The sequence below is a fragment of the Microbispora hainanensis genome (genome assembly GCF_006874475.1).
GTDB classification, from domain to species: domain Bacteria; phylum Actinomycetota; class Actinomycetes; order Streptosporangiales; family Streptosporangiaceae; genus Microbispora; species Microbispora hainanensis.
Genome location: NZ_VIRM01000002.1, coordinates 33,396 through 54,433, shown reverse-complemented (window position 1 = coordinate 54,433; position 21,038 = coordinate 33,396). Strand labels below are relative to the sequence as shown.

General features: G+C 71.8%; 21 protein-coding genes. 8 read left to right on the top strand and 13 right to left on the bottom strand.

Translation table 11 applies throughout. The annotated features are described in order from the left end of the window. Positions 1 to 12 precede the first annotated feature (12 nt). The 8 genes from tsaB to FLX08_RS01790 form a co-directional block, all read right to left on the bottom strand. Positions 13 to 735 (bottom strand): tRNA (adenosine(37)-N6)-threonylcarbamoyltransferase complex dimerization subunit type 1 TsaB, encoded by a 723-nt coding sequence (gene tsaB, locus FLX08_RS01825; RefSeq protein WP_142616420.1) that lies wholly within the window; start codon positions 733 to 735, stop codon positions 13 to 15. A 122-nt stretch (positions 736 to 857) separates the two neighbouring features. Further along, on the bottom strand, positions 858 to 1,412 hold the full coding sequence (locus tag FLX08_RS01820) for a class F sortase (RefSeq protein WP_142616419.1): 555 nt from the start codon (positions 1,410 to 1,412) through the stop codon (positions 858 to 860). Positions 1,413 to 1,414: 2 nt separating this feature from the next. Then, entirely contained in the window at positions 1,415 to 2,047 is a 633-nt protein-coding gene (locus FLX08_RS01815) for a hypothetical protein (protein ID WP_142616418.1), read from the bottom strand. 291 nt (positions 2,048 to 2,338) lie between these two features. Beyond that, complete coding sequence (gene tsaE, locus FLX08_RS01810; RefSeq protein ID WP_142616417.1) at positions 2,339 to 2,800, bottom strand: tRNA (adenosine(37)-N6)-threonylcarbamoyltransferase complex ATPase subunit type 1 TsaE; 462 nt, start codon at positions 2,798 to 2,800, stop codon at positions 2,339 to 2,341. Next, positions 2,797 to 3,849: an alpha/beta fold hydrolase gene (locus FLX08_RS01805; protein WP_142616416.1), complete on the bottom strand. Its 1,053-nt coding sequence runs from the start codon at positions 3,847 to 3,849 to the stop codon at positions 2,797 to 2,799. Before FLX08_RS01805 ends, tsaE begins: the two co-directional genes overlap by 4 nt. Before the next feature lie 24 nt (positions 3,850 to 3,873). Further along, positions 3,874 to 5,019: an alanine racemase gene (alr, locus tag FLX08_RS01800; protein ID WP_142616415.1), complete on the bottom strand. Its 1,146-nt coding sequence runs from the start codon at positions 5,017 to 5,019 to the stop codon at positions 3,874 to 3,876. A 54-nt stretch (positions 5,020 to 5,073) separates the two neighbouring features. After that, complete coding sequence (locus FLX08_RS01795; protein WP_142616414.1) at positions 5,074 to 6,579, bottom strand: NAD(P)H-hydrate dehydratase; 1,506 nt, start codon at positions 6,577 to 6,579, stop codon at positions 5,074 to 5,076. A gap of 131 nt (positions 6,580 to 6,710) precedes the next feature. Beyond that, positions 6,711 to 7,061 (bottom strand): holo-ACP synthase, encoded by a 351-nt coding sequence (locus FLX08_RS01790; RefSeq protein WP_142616413.1) that lies wholly within the window; start codon positions 7,059 to 7,061, stop codon positions 6,711 to 6,713. Between the two features lie 106 nt (positions 7,062 to 7,167). Between FLX08_RS01790 and coaA the strand changes: the two genes are divergently transcribed. From coaA to FLX08_RS01755, 7 genes are all read left to right on the top strand, one after another. Beyond that, on the top strand, positions 7,168 to 8,109 hold the full coding sequence (gene coaA / locus FLX08_RS01785; RefSeq protein WP_142616412.1) for a type I pantothenate kinase: 942 nt from the start codon (positions 7,168 to 7,170) through the stop codon (positions 8,107 to 8,109). Positions 8,110 to 8,234: 125 nt separating this feature from the next. Further along, positions 8,235 to 9,161, top strand: coding sequence for an ABC transporter ATP-binding protein (locus FLX08_RS01780; RefSeq protein WP_142616411.1), 927 nt, complete (start codon positions 8,235 to 8,237; stop codon positions 9,159 to 9,161). Next, the gene (locus FLX08_RS01775; protein ID WP_142616410.1) at positions 9,158 to 10,024 is read left to right on the top strand and encodes an ABC transporter permease; all 867 of its coding nucleotides are present in this window, start codon (positions 9,158 to 9,160) and stop codon (positions 10,022 to 10,024) included. Before FLX08_RS01780 ends, FLX08_RS01775 begins: the two co-directional genes overlap by 4 nt. Next, a complete protein-coding gene (locus FLX08_RS01770; protein ID WP_244312201.1) occupies positions 10,021 to 10,974 on the top strand; it encodes an ABC transporter ATP-binding protein in 954 nt (317 codons plus the stop codon). The genes FLX08_RS01775 and FLX08_RS01770 overlap by 4 nt, the downstream gene beginning before the upstream one ends. Then, entirely contained in the window at positions 10,971 to 11,687 is a 717-nt protein-coding gene (locus tag FLX08_RS01765) for an ABC transporter permease (RefSeq protein ID WP_142616409.1), read from the top strand. Before FLX08_RS01770 ends, FLX08_RS01765 begins: the two co-directional genes overlap by 4 nt. Positions 11,688 to 11,815: 128 nt before the next feature. Beyond that, positions 11,816 to 13,159, top strand: a complete 1,344-nt coding sequence (locus FLX08_RS01760) for an AAA family ATPase (RefSeq protein WP_142616408.1) — start codon at positions 11,816 to 11,818, stop codon at positions 13,157 to 13,159. Positions 13,160 to 13,182: 23 nt separating this feature from the next. Beyond that, positions 13,183 to 13,629: a hypothetical protein gene (locus FLX08_RS01755; RefSeq protein ID WP_244312200.1), complete on the top strand. Its 447-nt coding sequence runs from the start codon at positions 13,183 to 13,185 to the stop codon at positions 13,627 to 13,629. Between the two features lie 47 nt (positions 13,630 to 13,676). Here the strand turns inward: FLX08_RS01755 and FLX08_RS01750 are convergent, their stop codons facing one another. From FLX08_RS01750 to rplM, 5 genes are all read right to left on the bottom strand, one after another. Further along, positions 13,677 to 14,567: an alpha/beta hydrolase family protein gene (locus tag FLX08_RS01750; RefSeq protein WP_142616407.1), complete on the bottom strand. Its 891-nt coding sequence runs from the start codon at positions 14,565 to 14,567 to the stop codon at positions 13,677 to 13,679. Between the two features lie 138 nt (positions 14,568 to 14,705). After that, a complete protein-coding gene (locus tag FLX08_RS01745) occupies positions 14,706 to 17,492 on the bottom strand; it encodes a helix-turn-helix transcriptional regulator (RefSeq protein ID WP_142616406.1) in 2,787 nt (928 codons plus the stop codon). A gap of 102 nt (positions 17,493 to 17,594) precedes the next feature. Beyond that, complete coding sequence (gene glmM / locus FLX08_RS01740; RefSeq protein ID WP_142616405.1) at positions 17,595 to 18,980, bottom strand: phosphoglucosamine mutase; 1,386 nt, start codon at positions 18,978 to 18,980, stop codon at positions 17,595 to 17,597. After that, positions 18,980 to 19,501, bottom strand: a complete 522-nt coding sequence (gene rpsI / locus FLX08_RS01735) for a 30S ribosomal protein S9 (RefSeq protein WP_142616404.1) — start codon at positions 19,499 to 19,501, stop codon at positions 18,980 to 18,982. The genes glmM and rpsI overlap by 1 nt, the downstream gene beginning before the upstream one ends. Positions 19,502 to 19,531: 30 nt before the next feature. Further along, positions 19,532 to 19,975 (bottom strand): 50S ribosomal protein L13, encoded by a 444-nt coding sequence (rplM, locus tag FLX08_RS01730; protein ID WP_142616403.1) that lies wholly within the window; start codon positions 19,973 to 19,975, stop codon positions 19,532 to 19,534. A gap of 337 nt (positions 19,976 to 20,312) precedes the next feature. Here rplM and FLX08_RS01725 point away from each other — a divergent pair, with 337 nt between their 5' ends. After that, a complete protein-coding gene (locus FLX08_RS01725) occupies positions 20,313 to 21,035 on the top strand; it encodes a CAP domain-containing protein (protein ID WP_167530240.1) in 723 nt (240 codons plus the stop codon). The last annotated feature ends 3 nt before the right edge of the window (positions 21,036 to 21,038 follow it).

Genomic DNA, 21,038 nt, shown 5'->3' with positions numbered 1-21,038 from the left:
CTCCGTGGCGGATCACGCCGTCACCCGCTTCGGCGCCCCGGGCACCTGCGCGTCGGGACGCCGCAGGTAGATGGGCCGGGGCGGGCCGAGCACGGCCAGCTCCCGCGCCTTCTCGACCGAGTCCACGCGGCCCTCGGGCACCCGGGCGAGCTCCGCCGCCTCCTCCTCGCTCAGCGTCGCGAGATGTTCGGCCGCCAGGGCAGCGAGCGCGCCCGCCGAGGGGTGTTCGGGGCCGCGCACCCGGTCGGGGCCGATCACGTCGGCATACATGGCGCCGCCCGCGCCGATCACCGGCAGTTCCCCGGGCAGGTCGTGCGGCCGGTCCACGCGCGGCCCGTCGAGCCGCGTGCGCGGGTCGCCGTACCGGGCCCAGAAGACCTCCTTGCGGCGCGCGTCGGTCGCGACGAGGAACGGACCGCTCTCCCGCGCGGCGTACGCGAGGGCGTCGAGCGTGCACATCCCGAACGCCGGCACCCCGGCGGCCATGGCCAGCGCCGTCGCGGTCATCAGGCCGACCCGCAGCCCGGTGTACGGCCCGGGGCCGGTCCCGGCGACGATGGCGGTGACGTCCTTGAGCGTCGCGCCGGACTCGCGCAGGACGTGCTCGACGGCGGGTGCGAGGAGCTCCCCGTGCCGCCGCGCGTCGATCGTGGTCGACTCCGCCACCACGCGGACGCCGTCGTGCAGCGCGACGGTGACGGCGGGAGTGGCGGTGTCGAAGGCCAGAACAAGCACGAAGGTCAAGCGTAGTCGCTGTGCGGAGGCGGACGGCCACGCCAGGGACCGGCCCCCGCCGCCCGGTCCTCACCGCCGCCACGGTCCCGGCCGTACGGCTGCCGCCGGCGATCAGGCGGGCTTCAGGCGTCGCGGATCAGGGAGGCGTAGACGATGACGTTGTCGCGGTATTCGTGCCGCGACCAGTCGAAGGCGCCGCCGCAGGTGATCAGGCGCAGGCCGTCTTCGGTGTAGACGCGCTCGGCCGGGAAGTCGTCCTTCGGCACGCGCTCCACCGACTCGACCCGATAGGAGGCGGTCCTGCCGTCGCTGCGCACCACCTTGACGACCTCTCCCCGGCGCAGGTCGCGCAGCCGGTAGAAGACGGCGGGCGCGGTCTTGGTGTCCACGTGGCCGATGATCACGGAGGCGCCGGGGTCGCCCGGCACGGCGCTTCCCGTGTACCAGCCCGCGGTGGACGGCTTGTCGAACGGCGGCAGTTCGACGTCGCCCTCGTCGGACAGGCCGAGCTTCATCAGGGGGGCCTTGAGGCGCAGCGCCGGGATGTCGATCCGCTTGGGTACGACGGAGGATTTGGCGGCGGGCCGGTCCGTCATCCCCTTGCCGCCCGCGACGGCGGCGAACGCGAGCCCGGTGACCACCCCGGCGATGATCACCCCCCGGGTGGACAGCGCCAAGGTCAGGCCCCGGAGCGCCTGCGGGCCACGCCGATGCCGACGCCGAGCGCGGCCAGCAGCACGACGACGGTCACGCCCATCGGCAGGCCGGACTCGTCTTCGGGGCCCCCGGCCGCCGTGCCGCCGCCGCCCGCGTGCGGCGCCCGGGTGGGAATCCTCGTGTGGTCCTGGGTGCGGTCCGGCTCCGGCGCGACGATCCGGAACGACGCGCTGCCGATGTCGTTGGTGGCCTCGCAGCGCACCTGCACGCGGTAGCCGCCCGCCTTGGCCCCGGCCCTGATGGTCGCGCTGCCGCGCACCATCGGCACGGTGGCCGCCGGAGTGGCCGACGCCGGGGCGACGAGCGTGACGAGCCCGGTGAAGGCGTCGGAGCGGGCGGTCGCCCGATATGCCGTGCCGCCCTGGGGCAGCGGGCACCTGGCGGTGATGTGGATGCTCTTGGTCGACCCGCCGACGATCCGCTTCGGATCGACCTCCACCCGCACGTCCTGGCGGGAGATCGAGACGAGCGGCGTCGACTGGGCCGAGGTCTGCGTCGTCGTGGGATCGGTGGAGACCGTCTCGGCCGACGCGGTGCAGCCAAGCGCGCCGAACAGTAAGGCTCCCCCGACGGCGACCTGCGTGATCCTGCTCAACGGCACACCTCTTCCACGCCGGTCCCTTACCCAGAAAATCCTTGCCGACTCATGACCGGGGATCTTCCTTGCCCCGATGATCCTCAGGAACGCGGACAGGCGTCAAGGACTGTGCGGCCGGCCGGTCTGGATCGCGTACGGACGACGTCCGGCTTGTCCCCGCAGGTCCTTGTCGCACGTCAGAGTCCGGGTTGCGGCCTTTATCCGGCTTATCCGGCCCGGGGCGGCTGGGTGCTCAGGCGATGGGCGATCAGGGGGATCGGACGGCGTGGTGGTCAGACGGCGTGGTGGTCAGACGAGGGAGAGATCGGACCAGCGCGGGCCCACGCCGGTCACCCGTACGCGGCGCTCCTCGCCTTCGGCGCCCCGATCGATCTGGACATCCAGGCGGTCCTCGGACAGGCCCTCGACCAGGCCCTCGCCCCACTCGACCACGGTCACCGACTCCTCAAGCGACGCGTCGAGGTCGAGGTCGTCCACCTCCAGCGTGCCGCCCAGCCGGTAGGCGTCCACGTGCACGAGCGCCGGCCCGCCGGACAGGGACGGGTGGACCCGGGCGATCACGAACGTGGGGGACGTGATCGGCCCGCGCACCTTCAGGCCCTCCGCGAGGCCCTGCACCAGGGTCGTCTTCCCCGCGCCCAGTGGCCCGCTCAGCACGACCAGGTCTCCGGGGGCGAGCAGCCCGGCCAGCCGCGCGCCCAGCGCCCGCGTCTCCTCGGCGGTCGTGGCCCGGAACTCGGCCGTCGTCACGTGTTCCCCCTCTCGGCTCGCTTCAGCAGCTCGCGGAGCGCCTCGTTCACGGCGTCGGGCCGTTCGAGCTGAACGAGGTGCGACGTCTCCGGCACGATGGTGAGCTGCGCGGTCGGCACGGCCGCCGCGATCGCCTTGCTGTGGTCGAGCGGCGTCAGCCAGTCGCGGTCGCCCACGATGATCGCGGTCGGCACCTTGTTGAGCACGTCGAGCGCGGTGAGCTTGTCGTGCGTCATCAGCGCCGGATAGAAGTCCGCGATCACCTCGGAGGGGGTCGCCCTGATCATCGACTCGACGAAGTCCACGACGGTGGGGCTGACGTTCTTGGAATCGCCGAACCCGAGGTGGCGCAGCGCCAGGAAGGACAGGTCGGTGCCGGCCTCGCGGCCCCGGTCGACCAGCGCGCCGCTCCTGCGCATGATCGACACGGCCGGCGGCACCGCGAGGTTGACGAGCTTGGAGACCAGGGCGGGCAGGCCCAGGGTGATCTCGGCGAGCTTGCCCGCCGAGGTCGCCACCAGCGAGACGCCGCGGATCTTGTCGCCGAACAACTCGGGCCGCCGCTCCGCCAGCGCCATGACCGTCATGCCGCCCATGGAGTGGCCCACCACCACGCATGGCCCGGGGACGAGCTCGTCCAGCACCAGCGCGAGGTCCTCGCCGAGGCGCTCGATCGTGCAGTCGCTGGCCATCGCGCGGGCGGAGTGGCCGTGGCAGCGCTGGTCCCACAGCACGAGCCGGTAGGAGTCGCGCAGGTCGCGCCGCTGGTAGTGCCAGGAGTCCGACGACAGGCAGTAGCCGTGGCACAGCACCACGGTCAGCGGCGCGTCCTGCACGCCGTCGATCTCGGCATGGATCTGCACGCCGTCCGAGGTCTCGAGCGTCACCGAACGTCCGCGCAGCTCGCCGAAGGGCTCACTCGCCTCCAGGTCCGGCCGCAGACGGATGCGGCCGACGGCGTACCTCTTGGCGAGCGTGGCCGCCGCCACTCCCGCGGACGCCGCACCGAAGACCGCTCCGGCGATCCCGACCTTGCGACGTGTGCTCATGCCTGCCCTCCTCGCAGCCGCGGCTCAGCGTCCGTCCGTATGGACACGAGGCACGCGGGATCCGATCCTCGTCACGATCTCATGGGTAATCGTGCCCAGGGAATCCGCCCATTCCTGACAAGTTGGCTCACCATTGTCCCCGGGACCAAAAAGGATCACCTCGTCCCCCGATTCCGCAGGATCGTCACCCAGGTCGATGACGAACTGGTCCATGCACACGCGCCCGGCGATGCGCCGCCGCCGGCCCGCTGCCAGCACCTCCGCCCGGTTGGTCCCATTTCGCAGGATGCCGTCCGCATACCCGAGAGGGACGAGGCCAAGCGTGGTCTCACGCTCGGTGACGTAGAGGTGCCCGTACGACACGCCCGAGCCCGGGGCGGCCCGCTTGACCTGCGCGAGCCTGGCCGTCAGCGTCATGGCCGGGCGCAGCCCGAAGTCGCCGAGCTCGGGGATCGGGCTCAGGCCATAGACGGCGATGCCCGTACGGACCATGTCATACCTGGCCTGCGGCAGTGTGACGGTCGCCGCCGAGTTGGCGAAGTGACGGATCGCGTCGCTCGGCACCCCCGCCTTGTCGGCGACGGCGAGCGCCTCCTCGAACGTCGCGAGCTGGTCCTCGATAGAGGGGTGACCCGGGATGTCCGCGCAGGCGAAGTGCGACCACAGCCCCGCGATCTCTATGGCCCCGCTCGCCCGCGCGGCGAGCGCGTGCTCGACCAGCGACGACCAGTCCGCCGGCGTCGCGCCGCCGCGGGAGTTGCCGGTGTCGGCCTTCAGGTGCACGCGGGCGGTGCGCCCGGTGCGCCGGGCGGCCTCGACGATCTCGTCCACGACCCACGTCGCCCCGGCCGACAGCTCGACGTCGGCGAGCAGCGCGGCGTCCAGCGGCTCGCCGGGGGTGATGAGCCACGACAGGATCGGCGCGGTGACTCCCGCCTCGCGCAGCGCCAGCGCCTCGCGGACGAGGGCCGTGCCGAGCCGGCTCGCGCCCGCCTCCAGGCACGCCTTGGCCACCGGAGCCGCGCCGTGGCCGTACGCGTCGGCCTTGACGACGGCCATCATCTCGGCGCCGGCGGCCGACTCCGCGAGCAGCCGCACGTTGCGCGCGATGGCGGACAGGTCGACGCGCGCCTCGGCCGGGGTGGCGGAGTGCACCGTTGAGAAGCTCATTTTTCCAGTGTGTCAGGTGGACCCGGGTGAATGCGCCCACCCTGACACCGCACGTCACAGCGTGCGCAGTGCCTCGGGCAGCGCCTCGGCGACGTCGAGCGCGGCGATCGGCGCCTGTCCGGGGCCCGCCGCGACGCCGCCGCCCGAGGCGACCCGCGCCGCCAGCCCGTGGACGTAGGCCGCGCACGAGACCGCGTCGTAGCCCGTCAGCCCGGCGGCGAGCAGGGCGCCCGCGATGCCCGACAGGACGTCGCCCGTGCCGCCCGTCGCCAGCCAGGGCGTCCCCGTGGTGTTGACCCGCACGGGCCTGTGCTCCTCGGCGACGAGCGTGGTCCTGCCCTTGAGCAGCATCGTCGCCCCCAGCTCGGCGGCGGCCCTGCGCACGTGTTCGAGCCGCTCGGCCTCGATGCGCTCACGCGGCACGCCGAGCAGCCGCGACAGCTCCCCCGCGTGCGGCGTGAGCACGGTCGGGGCGGCCCGGCGCAGCAGCGAGCGGTCCTTGGCGACCAGCGTCAGCCCGTCGGCGTCCACCAGCACGGGCACCCCGCTGGACAGCACCGCGCGGGCCACCGCGTGCGCCTCCGGGCCCGTCCCGAGCCCGGGGCCGAGCACCCACGCCTGCACCCGCCCGACCTCGTCGAGCGAGCTCTTCAGCACAAGCGACGGGTCGAGCACGGTCGTGACGGCCTCCGGCCAGCGGATCCTGACCAGCCGCACCGGCTCGGCCGAGCTGGCGAAGCGGACCATCCCCGCGCCGGCGCGCACCGCGCCGCCGACCGAGAGCACGGCGGCCCCGGTATATCTGTCGCTGCCCGCGGCGATCCCGACGACGCCCCGCCGGTATTTGTCGCTCTCCACGTCCGGGCGGGGCAGCAGGTCGGCGACGTCGTCGGCGGTCAGCGCGGTCACCTCGGGGTCCGGCAGGAAGGGCCCCAAGCCGATGTCCACCAGTTCGACCGCGCCCACGTGGGCGGCCCCGGGATCGATCAGCAGGCCGGCCTTGTACGCGCCGAACGTGACCGTCAGGTGCGCGCGCACCGCCGGTCCCTCCACGTGCCCGCTGCTCGCGTCCACCCCGCTCGGCACGTCGACCGCGACGACCAGGCCGCCGGTCGCCCCGGCCAGCTCCGCGAGCGTCGCGTACGGCTCCCGCAGCGCCCCGCTGCCCCCGATGCCGACGAGGCCGTCCATCACGAGGTCGGCGCGGGCCAGCAGCTCACGCGCCCGCGCGGCGTCGTACGGGTGCGCCCGGCCGCCCGCCTGCCGCAACGCGGCCAGGCCGCCCTCGTGGGTGCGCGAGCCCGCGAGGATCGCCTCCACCCGCGCTCCCCTGCGGGCCAGCCGGGCTCCGGCGTACAGGGCGTCCCCGCCGTTGTCGCCGCTGCCGATCAGCAGCGCCACGCGGGAGCCGTACACCCGGCCGCAGGATCCGGTGAGCAGGTGCGCGCAGACCGCGGCGAGCCCCGCGGCGGCCCTGCCCATCAGCGTTCCCTCGGGGAGCCTCGCCATCAGCGCGCGCTCGGCGGAGCGGATCTGGTCGGAGGTGTATGCGGTCCGCATGCGTCCGACGGTAGCCTGCCGGGTCGGCGATGGCGATCACCGGCCGCCCGCATCGGCGGCAAGGCGCCGCTGCGGCGCGGACGGCGGTCTTTCCGGCGCGGCCGGGCGTGCCGCTCTGTAAGGGCGTGGGCTCAGGACTCGGCGACGACGTAGGCGACCGCCATGCCGCCGTCGTGCGACAGCGAGACGTGCCATCTGCGTACGCCGAGGTCGCGGGCCACCTCGGCGGCCCGGCCCGTGATCCGCAGCTCGGGCCTGCCCTGTCCGCCGCGCACGATCTCCGCGTCGAGGTGCCGCAGGCCCGGCGGCACCCCGAGGGCCTTGGCCACGGCCTCCTTCGCGGCGAACCGCGCGGCCAGCGACTCCAGCGGCAGCGCTCCCTCGGCATCGGTGAACAGGCGCTCCCGCAATGCGGGCGTGCGCTCAAGGGCCGCGCCCAGGCGCGCCACCTCGACCACGTCCACCCCGATGCCCACGATCACACCGCCAGCGTACGGGCCTGTTGTCGTTCCCCATCGCGCGCCGGAGTAATCCATCGATTTCTGTCCACAGGCTGTGCACGACCCCCGATGGGCGCGGGCGACGGCCATGGCTACGCTTGCCGTCGTGGCAGATGGGGACGCGTACGTCGAGCTGAGCCGGGAGCAGTGGCGTGACCTGCGCAAGAACACACCGCTCACGCTCACAGAGGCCGAGCTGGAAGAACTGCGCGGCGTCCACGACCCGATCGACCTGTCCGAGGTCACCGACATCTACCTGCCGCTGACCCGGCTGCTGAACCTGCACTTCACCGGTTCGCGGCAGCGCGGCGCGGCCGTCGGCGCGTTCCTCGGCGAGCAGGACGCGCCCCCGCCGTACGTGCTGGGCATCGCGGGCAGCGTCGCGGTCGGCAAGTCGACCACGGCGCGCCTGCTGCACGCGCTGCTCGCCCGCTGGCCCGAGCACCCCCGGGTCGACCTGATCACCACCGACAGCTTCCTCTACCCCAACAAGGTCCTGGAAGAGCGCGGGATCATGCACCGCAAGGGCTTCCCGGAGAGCTACGACCGGCGGGCGCTGGTGAGCTTCGTGGCCGACGTGAAGGCGGGCCGCCACGCGGTGGAGGCGCCTGTCTACAGCCACCTGGAGTACGACATCGTGCCCGGCGCGGCGCAGAGGGTGGACCGGCCGGACATCCTCATCGTCGAGGGGCTCAATGTCCTGCAGCCCGCGCCGCCGGACGCCCTGGCGGTCTACGACTACTTCGACTTCTCCATCTACGTGGACGCCCGGATGGAGGACATCCGCACCTGGTATGTGGAGCGCTTCCACAAGCTGCGCCGCACGGCCTTCGCCGACCCGAAGTCCTACTTCCGGCACATCGCGGCGCTGTCTCGCGAGGAGGCGACCACGTTCGCCGAGAACGTGTGGCGGGACATCAACGAACGCAACCTGGTGGAGAACATCGCCCCCACCCGCCGCCGGGCCGGCCTGATCCTGCACAAGGGCCCCGACCACTCCGTCAGACGGGTGCGGCTGCGCAGAACCTGAGCCGGGTCCCGGTATGGCGGCGGTCTTGCGGTCTTCAGGAGGGCGTGAAAGGCATACCTGAGGCGTAGGCGGGTTCCTCCATCAGGCGGAGGCCCGGCGAACGCCCAGCCCAGTAGGGTCGGATCATGACAGCGAGCGCGACTCCATGCTTCGCGACCGAGGGGCTGACCAAGCGTTTCCCCCGCGTCACGGCGCTCGACGACCTCACGGTCGCCGCCGGCACCGGCGTGACCGGCCTGGTGGGCGCCAACGGCGCGGGCAAGTCGACGCTGATCAAGATCCTGCTCGGCCTGCTTCCTCCGACCTCCGGGCGTGCCTCGGTGCTCGGCTACGACACGGCCACCCAGGGCCTGGAGATCCGGCGTGCCGTCGGCTACATGCCCGAGCACGACTGCCTGCCGCCGGACATGTCCGCGACCGAGTTCGTGGTGCACATGGCCCAGATGTCCGGGCTGCCGCGTACGGCCGCCCGCGAGCGCGCCGCCGACACCCTGCGCCACGTGGGGCTGGACGAGGAGCGCTACCGCCCGATGGGCGGCTACTCCACGGGCATGCGGCAGCGGGTCAAGCTCGCCCAGGCCCTCGTCCACGACCCGAAGCTGGTCTTCCTCGACGAGCCCACCAACGGGCTCGACCCGCAGGGCCGCGACGAGATGCTCGCGCTGATCCGGCGCATCGGCACCGAGTTCGGCATCAGCGTGCTGGTCACCTCCCACCTGCTCGGCGAGCTTGAACGGGTGTGCGACCACGTCATCGTGATCGACGGCGGGCGGCTGCTGCGCTCCTCGGCGATCCGGGAGTTCACCCGGGCCGAGCAGACCATCGCGGTGGAGGTCGAGGAGGGGCGGCAGCGGCTGGCCGAGCGGCTGACCGCCGGCGGCGAGACGGTCGTCACCCAGGGCAGGCTGCTCACGGTCCAGGTGGCCGCGGACGACCCCGGCCGCACCTACGACGCCGTACGCGACGCCGTCTGCGACCTCGGCCTCAGCCTCCTGCGGCTGGAGCAGCGCCGGGGCCGCATCGAGGATGTGTTCAAGGAGCCGGTGGCATGACGACAGAGCCGACCGCGGTCATCCACGACATCGGATACCGCCACTACGACGGCGTGCGGCTGGGACGCGGCAGGGCGACGCTCGCCCTCGGCGTGCAGAGCCTGCGCGGCGTGTTCGGGCTCGGCCGCACGGCCCGCGCCAAGATCATGCCGCTGCTGCTGGCCGCGATCATGCTGATGCCGACCGTGGTGTCGATCGGCGTGATGGCGCTCGCCAAGCAGTTCATCATGCCCTATCCGAACTACGCGGTCTTCATGCAGCCGGTCATCGCGGTCTTCCTCGCCGCCCAGTCGCCGTACCTGGTCGCGCCGGACCTGCGCTTCCGCGTGCTGCCGCTGTATCTGTCCCGCCCGCTGACCGTGACCGACTACGTCCTGGCGAAGCTGTCCGCGCTGGCGGTCGCGCTGTTCGGGCTGCTGGCCGTGCCGCTCACCATCCAGTTCGTCGGCGAGCTGCTGGTCGACCTGCCCGGGCCGCCGCACACCGCCGACTATCTCGGCGCGCTGGGCGGCGCGGTTCTCCACGCGGTGCTGCTGTCGTCCGTGGGCATCGCCCTGGCGTCGTTCACCCCGCGCCGCGGGCTCGGCGTCGCGGTGGTGATCGCGTTCTACATGTTCACCGCCGCCGTCTCCGGGATCTTCACCGGCGTGCTGATCTCGTCGGGACGCGACGATCTCGCCGGGTGGGCCCTGCTGCTCAACCCGTTCTTCCTCGTCGACTACGCACAGTCGGCCATGTTCGGCACCGCGCCCGTCAACACGGAGTCGGCTCCGCCCGGCATCGCGTCGTGCCTGATCCTGCTGGCCGTGATCGCCGTGGCCGTGACGGGCGTTCTCCTGCGCTACCGGAAGGCGGCGTCGTGACCACCACTTCCTCTCCCGTGACCACCCGCCAGGGCGTGCTCGAACTCGCCCAGGTGTCCCGCTGGTATGGCAACGTCGTGGCGGTCAACGACGTCACGATGACCATCGGGCCCGGCGTCACCGGCCTGCTCGGGCCGAACGGCGCGGGCAAGTCGACGCTGCTGCACATGATGGCCGGGTTCCTCGCGCCGTCCAGCGGCACGGCGACCCTCGACGGCGGGCGCATCTGGCACAACCACGAGATCTACCGGCGGATCGGCCTGGTGCCCGAGAAGGAGGCCGTCTACGGCTTCCTCACCGGATGGCAGTTCGTGCTGTCGTCGGCCCGGCTGCACGGCCTGCCCTCGCCCGGCGACGCGGCCAAACGGGCCCTCGACCTGGTGGAGATGACGGACGCCGCCGGCCGCCGCGTCGAGACCTACTCCAAGGGCATGCGGCAGCGTGTCAAGGTCGCCGCCGCCCTCGTCCACGACCCCCAGGTGCTGCTGCTGGACGAGCCGTTCAACGGCATGGACCCCCGGCAGCGGCTCCACCTCATGGACCTCGTGCGCCGCATGGGCGAGGAGGGCCGGACGATCCTGTTCAGCTCGCACATCCTCGAAGAGGTCGAGCGGGTGGCCCACCACATCGAGGTCCTGGTCGCGGGGCGGCACGCCGCGTCGGGCGACTACCGCGAGATCCGGCGCCGCATGGCCGACCGGCCGCACCTGTTCCGGGTCAGGTCGAGCGACGACCGGCGCCTGGCCGCCGCGCTCATCGCCGACGCCTCCTCCAGCGCGGTCTCGCTGACCGAGCAGGGCGTCGAGGTCCAGGTGACCGACTACGCGCGCTTCACCGCGCTGCTGCCGCGGATGGCGCGCGACCTCGCCGTGCACCTGTGGCAGGTCTCCCCCACCGACGAGGACCTGGAAAGCGTCTTCTCCTACCTCATCTCCGGGAGCTCTCGATGAACACGGTGGTGGCGGACATCACCTACCGGGCCATGCTCGGGCGCAAGCGGATCTGGCTGCTGGTCCTGCTGCCGGTGGCGCTGGTCGCGCTCGCCGCGCTGCTCAGGCTGGTGAACGGCCAGGACGAGCAGACGGCCGTGCTGCTGATGAAGAGCTTCGCGATCGGCACGATGCTGCCGCTGCTCGGGCTGATCGCCGGGACGGGCGTGATCGCACCGGAGATCGAGGACGGCACGATCATCCACCTGCTGGCCAAGCCGATCTCGCGCCCGGTGATCGCGGTGACGAAGTTCGTGGTCGCGGCCTCCCTCGTCGCGGTGCTCGCGGCCGTCTCGACCTACGCCTCCGCCTATCTCCTGGTCGGCTCGGAGTCGGGCGTCGCGACCGGCTTCACGCTCGGGGCGCTGTTCGGCGGGGTCGCGTACGCCGCGGTGTTCCTGCTGCTGGGCGTCCTCACCCGCCACGCGGTCGCGGTCGGCGTCATCTACGCCCTGGTGTGGGAGGGCGTGGTCGGCGGCTACGTGCCCGGCGCCCGGAAGTTCTCCATCCAGCAGTGGGCCCAGTCGCTCGCCGACCAGGTCTCCTCCTCGCCCTTCTTCTCCACCGAGGTGACGCTCGGCTTCGCCGTACCGGCGATGGTCATCGTCACGATCGGCGCGGTCGTCTGGACCGGTCAGCGCCTGCGCTCCCTCTCCCTGACCGGCGACGACTAGCTAGACGAGTAAGTCCTAAGTCGCTGTGAGGAGCACTGCGAGGAACGGCGAAGTTTCCGTGAGCTTGATCGTGGCCCGCTCCGCCAGACGATGCCTCCGGGGGCCGCCTTCTCGCTACGGTGGGACACATGAGACCGCGCCTGGCGCAACTCCGCCTGACCGAGTTCAAGTCATTCCGCAGTTCTTCGGTCATGCAGTTGGGCGACATGACCGTGCTCATCGGGCGCAACAGCAGTGGCAAGTCCAACGCTCTGGACGGACTGGAAGTGCTTTCTCGGCTGGCAACAGGCGCCGACCTCGTGGAGGCCCTCGACAGCCGCCGAGGCGACGAGGGACCGCTTCGGGGAGGAATCGAAGGCTGTCCCCCGCATGGAACCGACCGCTTCCGTCTCGGCTGCACGGTTGTGTCGCCTGAGCGGGCCCTCAACGGCTATGCCCTCATTGATCTCGACGTTACCGTGCAGGTGCGGCCGGAACCCGAGATCATCAGCGAGACGCTGTCGGGAGTGTCCGGCAAACCACGCAATACAAAGGACCCCTCCTCCAAAATCTGGCACAAGCTGCTCACGACCCGTGATCCGGAGCCTGGGAGCGGGAGCATCGACGCCACCTGGTACCGGGGAACCCGAGGACGGGGCCGAGTGGCACCCTTCCGTGCGACCCGGCTGCTGACGACGCAGCTTCCGCTCCGGCTGGCCCAGGACACCGAGACGGAACGACATGTCGTCCAGGCGGCCAAGGATTTGATCCAAGCGCTTCAGGGCGCCTTCCATCTCGACCCCGTGCCTCACCTGATGCGGCAGTACGTGCCAGGGCGTGACGTACGACTGCGGCGTACCGGCGAAAACCTCTCGGCCGTGATCGGACAGATGGAGGAGCGCGACCCTGAGCAGTTCGCGCAATTGGTCGAACTCGTTCGGGATCTCGTGGAACATGAAGTGACGGGCATCGAGGTCATCCGGTCTGAACTGAACGACGTCATGCTCGCACTTCGCGAAGGCCGGGCCGTCACCCCCGCCCGGGAGATGAGTGATGGTCTTCTGCGCTTCATGGCCATCGCGACCACGTTGATCACTCGTGGCCGGCACGTGGATCTGAGTGGCATGCCGGACCACGAACGCCCTGTGACCGTGGTGATCGAGGAGCTGGAAAACGGCCTTCATCCCTCACAGGCGGGCAAAGCGCTCGAACTCGTACGCAGGGCGGTCAAGGACGATGGTGCACAGGTGCTTTTCACCACGCACAGTCCAGCCTTGCTGTCGGGGCTGTCCGCCGAGGACCACAGGTCCGTCATCGTCTGTTCCCGGGACCCGGAGACGCAGGAGTCGACGCTCACACCGCTACCCGAACTGGACGGGTATCCCCGGCTGATGGCGCAAGGCGATCTTGGGTCCGTCGTCACAGCGGGATTGCTGAACGAGGAGCGACGTAGCGATTTCTCAGAGTTCGACCGTCTCATGGGGCTTAGGTGATCATGGCTCGGCGCGTAGAATTCGTGGATACGTCGATCCTCTGCAATCTCCTCGATATACCAGGCAAGAACCAGCATCTGCGGGAGATCAGGGACGAACTACGACTGAAGAGCCGACAATGTGATCTCATCCTGCCCGTAACCGCGGTCATCGAGACCGGCAATCACATCGCGCAGCTCGGCAACGGACACGACCGGCGTGATAGGGCGCAGAAACTCCACGCCCTCCTCGGTCTCGTCATCAGAGGTGAGGCACCGTGGGTGCTGCACACGGTCGAATGGGGAGAGCCTTTTCTGCGCGAACTCCTTGGAGGAGGCGGTACGGGGATCGAACTGGCCGACCACGCCATGAGCGGGCTCGGCCTGGGCGACCTGTGCATTCTGACCGAGCGGGAGATGTACAGGCAACGGGTAGCCGGTGTCGACATCGGCATATGGACGCTGGACGACCAGCTCAAAGCACACGAGTGATATGCGTGACGGCGGCCGCCAGGGGGTGGCCGCCGTCACGGAGTGTGTCAGAACGGGCAGGTGCTGCGGTATTCCTCCACGGTCAGACCACGGCTCGGGCCCGGGCAGAGGAACCGGTCATAGCGGGTGTCGTCGTCCACGAACCGCTTCATCCAGGCCACCGCGTACTTGCCGATGGTGGTGTTGGTCGTGTTCGGCGCGAAGTGGGTGGCGTTGTTCAGTTCCAGATATGCCTTGTCGAGCGACGACGGCAGGCTGGTGTAGAAGGGCACCGCGTGCGAGGAGACCGGCGCGACCGTGTCGTTGTCCGCGCCGATGATCAGCGTCGGGGTCTGCACGCCCGGCCAGGTCTTGTCGAGGTTCCACGGCGTCAGCGGCACCGCGGCCCGCAGCGACGGCCGGTCGTCCACGGCCTCCAGCGTGCCGCCGCCGCCCATCGAGTGGCCCATCACGCCGAGCCTGCTCGCGTCCACCCGGCCGCGGACCGAGCTGCGCTCAGTCAGGTAGTCGAGGGCCGCGAGCAGCTGCCTGCCCCGGCTGTCGGGCTGGTCGAGCCGGGTCAGCGTGTCGATGTTGAACACCACGAAGCCGTGCGAGGCGAGCCGGGCGGCCAGCCACGCGAGGCTCGACTTGTCGGCCGTGTAACCGGGGGCGATGGCCACGCCGCCGAACGTCCCCTCGGACGTGGTGGTCGGATAGTAGATGGTCCCGCCGCCGAAACCGCTCACGAGCAGCGACGACACGTCGACCTGCGCGGTCGCGTACGGCCCGCGCGACGCCTCCAGCAGCGCGTCGGTGGGGTCGGGGCCGTGTACGGCGGCGTGGGCGGCGGGAGCGGTGAGGAGGCCGCCGGCCAGTGCGAGCAGCACGACGAGCGCCAGCGTCGTGACCGCGGAGGACAGGCGTCGCAGAAGCAGGGTTGGGGAGTGTGTCGGCACGTCGGTGCACTCCTTGGGGGGAGGAGTGGGAACGGCCACACGGGCCCGTTCCCGCGAACGGTTTGACCGTCGTCACTGTCGCGCCGCCGACGCCGCACGCGCATCGGTGAAATCACCGGCCGCCGCCACGCACCCTCCTCAGTACAGAAGGCGGGTCAGCTCGACCCGGGAGCGCACGCCGAGCCTGGCGAAGATGTTGCGCAGGTGATGCTCCACCGTGCGCGGGCTGATGAACAGCCGGGCCGCCACCTCGCGGTTCGTCGCGCCCTCCGCCACCAGGGTGGCGATCTGGAACTGCTGTGCCGTGAGCAGCCGGCCGGCCTCCGAGCGGGAACCCGAGGGCCGCACCGACTCCCCGGCCGCGCGCAGCTCCGCGCGGGCGTGCTCGCTCCACAGGCGGGCGCCGTACCGCTCGAACGTCTCCAGGGCGCCGTGCAGGTGCTCGCGGGCCGCGCCGGGGCGGCGCGACCGCCGCAGCATGCCGCCGTACAGCAGCCGCGTGCGCGCGGTCTCGAACGCGCACGCCCCCTGACGGTGCAGCTCAAGCGCCTCGGAGAAGCGCTCCCCCGCCTCGGCCGGGGGCGCGAGCAGCGCGTGGCACCGGGCCGCCAGCGCCAGCCGGTCGGGGTCGCGGGTGCTGTCGGCCCAGCGGTCCAGCATGACCAGCGCGTCCCTCGCCTGCGCGATGTCTCCGGTGCGTACGGCGCTCTCGACGAGCAGCGGCGTCGCCATCACCCGCACGACGAGGGGGTCACCCGTATGGGCAACCGTGCGCAGCCGGTTCACGGCGTCGGCGTGACGGTTCGCCGCGACGTCCAGATGGGCCAGGGCCAGCGTGCCGAGCGCCTCGGCCACGCTGACGCCGTGGGCGTTGGCCAGCTCGACGGCCCGCGCCGCCCGCAGGACACAGGTCTCCTCGTCTCCCGCGACGGCGGCGGTGAAGGCGAGCCAGGCGAGATGCTGCGCGCCGCTGGTGGCCCGGCCCGTCTCCTGCGCCAGGCGCAGGCCGTCCATGGCGTTGGCCGCGACCGCGTCATAACGGCCGCTCCAGAGCTGGGCCTGGATCAGGATCTCCAGCATCTGCGGCATGCTGGCGACCGCGCCGTGGGCACGCGCCATCTCGACCGCCCGGGACGCCAGCGTGAGCGCCTCCGCGCCGTTGCCGAGCAGGAGGTGCGCCACTCCGCCCCACACGAGCGCCGAAGGGCTGCCGGCCGAGGGCGGCGCCGTCACGCCGGTGACGACGCGGCGCAGCGAGGCGGTCGCCTCACGGTGGCGGCCCCGGAAGGTGGCGGCCATGCCCCCGAGATACTCCAGCGCCAGCCGTGTGACGTGGTCGTCGTCGGGCCGCCGCAGGGTCTCGGCCCGCCGCGCGATCGCCAGGAACCGGCGGTTGTCCCCCGCCAGGTAGCTCGCCTCGCCCGCCCGCACGAGCGCGCGCACGGCCTGCTCGCGGTCGGTGCGCAGCAGCCGCTCCGCGGCGGCGAGCAGCGTGTCGCAGGCGCTGCCGGTCGTGCCTGCGCGCAGCTCCAGGCTGCCCCTGACCAGTTCGGCGCGACCGCGCACCTCGGAGCCGGCCGCGAGCGTGTCGACCCGGGACAGCAGCGACCTCGCCCGCTGCGGCCGCCCGGCCTGCCAGGCGTGCCGGGCGGCCGCGGCCAGCCGTGCGGCCTTGGCCTCGCCGTGCCCGGTGAGCTCGGCCGCCCGTTCGAGGACGCGGAACGGCTCGGGGAACGCCGTCGCCTTCGCCGCGGCCTTCAGCGCCGCCGCGAGCGCGCGTACGAGGTCTTCGGCCAGGTGCTCGGCGGGCTCGTCGAGAGCGGCGGCGCGGTGCCAGGCCCGCCGCAGCCGCTGGTGCTCCCCGCCGGGAACACCGTCGTAGAGGCGTGCCAGCAGGCGGTGGGCGGCCCGCCGCCGGGCGAGGGACGCCTCGGCGTATGCGACGTGCCGCAGGATCGGGTCGGCCAGGTCGAAGCCGCCGTCCGGAGTCTCGGCGACGACGCCCGCGGTCTCCGCCGCCTCCAGGGGCGCGAGCCCGCACCGCGACTCCGCAGCGCGCACCAGCGTGGCGGCGTCGATGCCGGGATCGGCCGCGATGAGCAGGACGAGGTCGGCCGTGTCGGCGGGCAGGCCGCGGAGCCGGTCGGCGTACGCCCGCCACAGCCGTCCGGCGCGTGGCGGCGTCTCGGGCGGCGGCGCCGCGCCCGTGCGGTGCGCGCCGGTCAGCGAGCCGGCGAGCTCGGCCAGCGCGAGCGGGTTGCCCCGGGCCGCCCGCACCAGCGCCGTACGCAGGTCGCCCGGGAGACCGTCGGGGACGAGGTCGTCGAGCACCCGGCAGGACGCCCGCTCGTCGAGCGGGGCGAGCGGCAGCGGGGGCAGGTCGCCGGGGGCGGTGCCCGGTTCCCCGGAGGCGAGCAGCACAGCGACGGGGGCCGCGGCGGCCCGGCGCGCCACGAAACAGATCGCCTCCCGGCTGGGGGCGTCGAGCCACTGGAGGTCGTCGGCGCACACCAGCACCGGGCGTCCGGCGGTCCGCAGGAGCCGCAGCAGCGCGGCGGGCAGCACCAGGCCGCCCGGGGCGACGCCGGTGCAGAGCGCCTCGGCGAGCATCCGCATGTCGGCCGCCGACGTGTCCAGCCGGTCTTCGAGCGGGTGGAGCAGGGCGTGCAGCCCGGCGTACGGCAAGTGGGTCTCGCCTCTGACCCCCTGAGTGCGGAGCACGAGAAACCCCTGCCCGTCCGAAGCAGCGGCCGCGTACGCGGCGGCGAGGTCGAGCAGCGCGGTCTTGCCCGCACCCGGGCCGCCGAGCAGGAGCAGGCACCCGCCCGCACCGGTCCCGGCCCGGTCCACGAGCGCGCGCAGCGCGTCCGACTCCTTGTCACGCCCCCTTAACGCCCCCGTCGGAACACCGGTCAAATACGACATAAATCAGTGTTACGCGCACATTACGTAATTGAGAAGCACTTCCAATAAGGAACCCCGCCGGGCACGCACCCGGCGGGGTTCCTTATTGACTGGTGACGCGCGTCAGACGCAGACTCTGCGGACGACGTCCGCGAGGCGGTCCGCCACGGCCTTGGCCTGGTCGTGCGACTCGGCCTCGACCATGACCCGGATCATCGGCTCGGTGCCGCTCGGGCGGATCAGCACGCGGCCGGTCTCCCCGAGTTCGGCCTCCGACTCGGCCACGGCCGCCCGCAGCGCGGGGTCGGAGGCCTTCGCCTTGGCGACGTCCCTGACGTTGACGAGCACCTGCGGCAGCTTCGTCATCACCGACGCGAGGTCGGCGAGGGAACGGCCCTGCCGGGCCACCTCGGCCATCAGGTGGAGCGAGGTCAGCAGGCCGTCCCCGGTCGTGGCGTGGTCCAGCATGATCACATGACCGGACTGCTCACCGCCGAGGGTGTAGCCGCCGTCCTGCATCGCCTCCAGGACATACCGGTCGCCGACCGCGGTCTCCACCACGGACAGCCCGGCCTCCCGGAGGGCGAGCTTGAACCCCAGGTTGGACATGACCGTCGCGACGACCGTGTCCTTGGCGAGGCGGCCGTCGGACTGCATCGACAGCGCCAGGATCGCCATGATCTGGTCGCCGTCGACCTCCTCGCCCGCGCCGGTGACCGCCAGGCAACGATCGGCGTCGCCGTCGTAGGCGATGCCGAGGTCGGCGCCGCTTCCGACGACGGCCTCCCGTAGGACGGCCAGGTGGGTCGAGCCCACGCCGTCGTTGATGTTCAGCCCGTCAGGGGCGGCGCCGATGGTCTCCACGACCGCTCCGGCGCGCAGCAGCGCCTCCGGGGCGACCATGTGCGCCGCGCCGTGCGCGCAGTCGACGACGACCCGCAGCCCGTCGAGGCGGTGGGGCAGCGTGGTCAGCAGGTGGGAGACGTATCGATCGGCCTCGCCGTACGCCTCACGGACCCGGCCGACGGACGCGCCGACCGGGCGGTCCCATTTCTCCCCGAGCCGTTGCTCGATCTCGTTCTCCACCGCGTCGGGCAGCTTGTAGCCGCCCCGGCTGAAGAACTTGATGCCGTTGTCCGGCGCGGGGTTGTGCGACGCGGAGAGCATGACGCCGAGGTCGGCTCCCAGCGCGTTGGTCAGATACGCGACCGCGGGGGTGGGCAGCACGCCGAGCCGCAGCACGTCCACGCCAGAAGACGCGAGGCCGGCGACCACGGCGGCCTCCAGGAACTCTCCTGAAGCCCGCGGGTCCCGGCCTACGACGGCGATCGGGCGGCCGCGCCGCCCGACGCTGGCGTGGAACGCCCCGGCGTCGCCGAGCACGTGCGCGGCGGCCACGGACAGGTCCATGGCCAGTTCCGCGGTGAGGTCGCGCCCGGCGACCCCACGTACCCCGTCGGTGCCGAAGAGGCGCCCCCGGGAGGGGGCGCCTACGGGGTTCCGCGACATTAACGCTTGCTGTACTGCGGAGCCTTACGGGCCTTCTTGAGGCCGTACTTCTTCCGCTCCGTGGCGCGGGCGTCACGGGTGAGGAAGCCGGCCTTCTTCAGCGGCGGGCGGTTGACCTCGGCGTCCAGAGCGGCGAGCGCGCGGGACAGGCCCATGCGCAGCGCACCGGCCTGGCCGGTCACGCCGCCGCCGTCGATGCGGGCGATGACGTCGAACGCGTCCTCGGCGCCGAGCACGACGAACGGCTCGTTGATCAGCTGCTGGTGGACCTTGTTCGGGAAGTAGCTGTCCAGCGAGCGGCCGTTGATCGTCCACTTGCCGGTGCCCGGCACGATGCGGACACGGGCGATGGCCTCCTTGCGGCGGCCGGTGCCGTACGAGTTGCCCGTGGTGACGGGCTTGCGCACGGCGCCCTCGCCGGCGGGGGCCGACTCGGTGGTGTACTCGGAGGGGAACTCCTCCGGGGAGTAGTCTTCCGGCTCGCCCTCGACGAGCGTCTCGATACCGGTGGGCTCGGCCACGGTTCTCCTCTTAACTTTCCTGGCTCGCGATTACTGGGCGATCTGGGTGATCTGGAAGGGCACCGGCTGCTGGGCCTGGTGCGGGTGCTCGGCGCCGGCGTAGACCTTGAGCTTCTTGGCCATCTTCCGGCCCAGGGCGTTCTTGGGAAGCATGCCACGGACGGCCTTCTCGACGGCCCGGTCCGGACGCTTCTCCATGAGCTCGCCGTAGCTGACGGAGCGCAGACCGCCGGGGTAACCCGAGTGGCGGTACGCCTTCTTCTGCTCGAGCTTGTTGCCGGTCAGGGCGATCTTGTCGGCGTTGATGACGATGACGAAGTCACCCGTGTCGACATGCGGAGCGAAGATCGGCTTGTGCTTCCCGCGGAGCAGGGTCGCCACCTGGCTGGCCAGCCGGCCGAGCACGACGTCGGTCGCGTCGATGACGTACCACTGACGTTCGACGTCGTTGGGCTTCGGTGAGAACGTGCGCACGGCAGTGCCTTCTGTCGGAATGTGAACTCTCGGTAGGTTGCGCAGGCACGGCGACAACCTCCGTCTCCACATGTACGGGAGAAGACGCCGGACGCGCCGTGCACCGGTCTGCGGACAGACCGATCCACACACAACGAACTAGCAGACTACCGACCCGATGCCGCCTGGTCAAAACAGCCTGCGGCGCGCGGGATTGGAACGCCTCATTTGAACGTTCATCAAATCCATACCCATTCGCCTCTTCTTCCCCATGGCGCGGATCTCTATATTTGACTGCGGTATGTGGCAGACCCCTCACAAAAAACACACCTTCCGTGGCCCCCTGCGGGGGACTCAGATGGGTCTGCTGGCGTGCGCGGTGGCCATCCTGCTCACCGGCGTCGTGATCGGCAGGATGAGCGCCAGGTCGAGCGCGGTCGACGACGTCTATCTGCGCGAGGCCGAGCCGTCCCCGTCGTCGAGCGTGAACGCGGCGGGCGCGGTGCCGCGCGAGCGGCCCACCCTCGACCACGTGCTGCGCACCGTGACTCCGGTCGCCCCCCGGGAGGAACCGCAGCGCCGCCCCCGGAAGGAGAGGCCGCCCTCCAACCTGATCGACGGCTACGGCAGCGGCTCGCGGCACACCGTGATCACGCCCGGAAATGACGGCGGCGACGCGTACGACGCCGACTCGATGCGGTCCGCCTCGATGGAGGCCGAGGTCGTGCGCCTCGTCAACGCCGAGCGCCGCAAGCACGGCTGCCGGCCCCTGCGCGTGGACTCCCGCCTGGTGGAGTCCGCCCGCGCGCACTCGGACGAGATGGCGTCGAGCAAGCTGTTCCGGCACAGCTCCCCCGGCGGCGCCTCCCCCTGGGATCGCATGGGCGCGGCGGGCTACCCCGACGGCGGGGCCGAGACGATCGCCAGGGGCTACCAGACCGCCGAGGCGGTCGTACGCGGCTGGATGGCCGGGCGGAGCGACCGCGCCACACTGCTCGACTGCCGCCTGGTCGCGACCGGGGTCGGCGTGGCCACGGGGGAGGGCGGCCCGTGGTGGACCGAGGACTTCGGGTATTCCTGACCC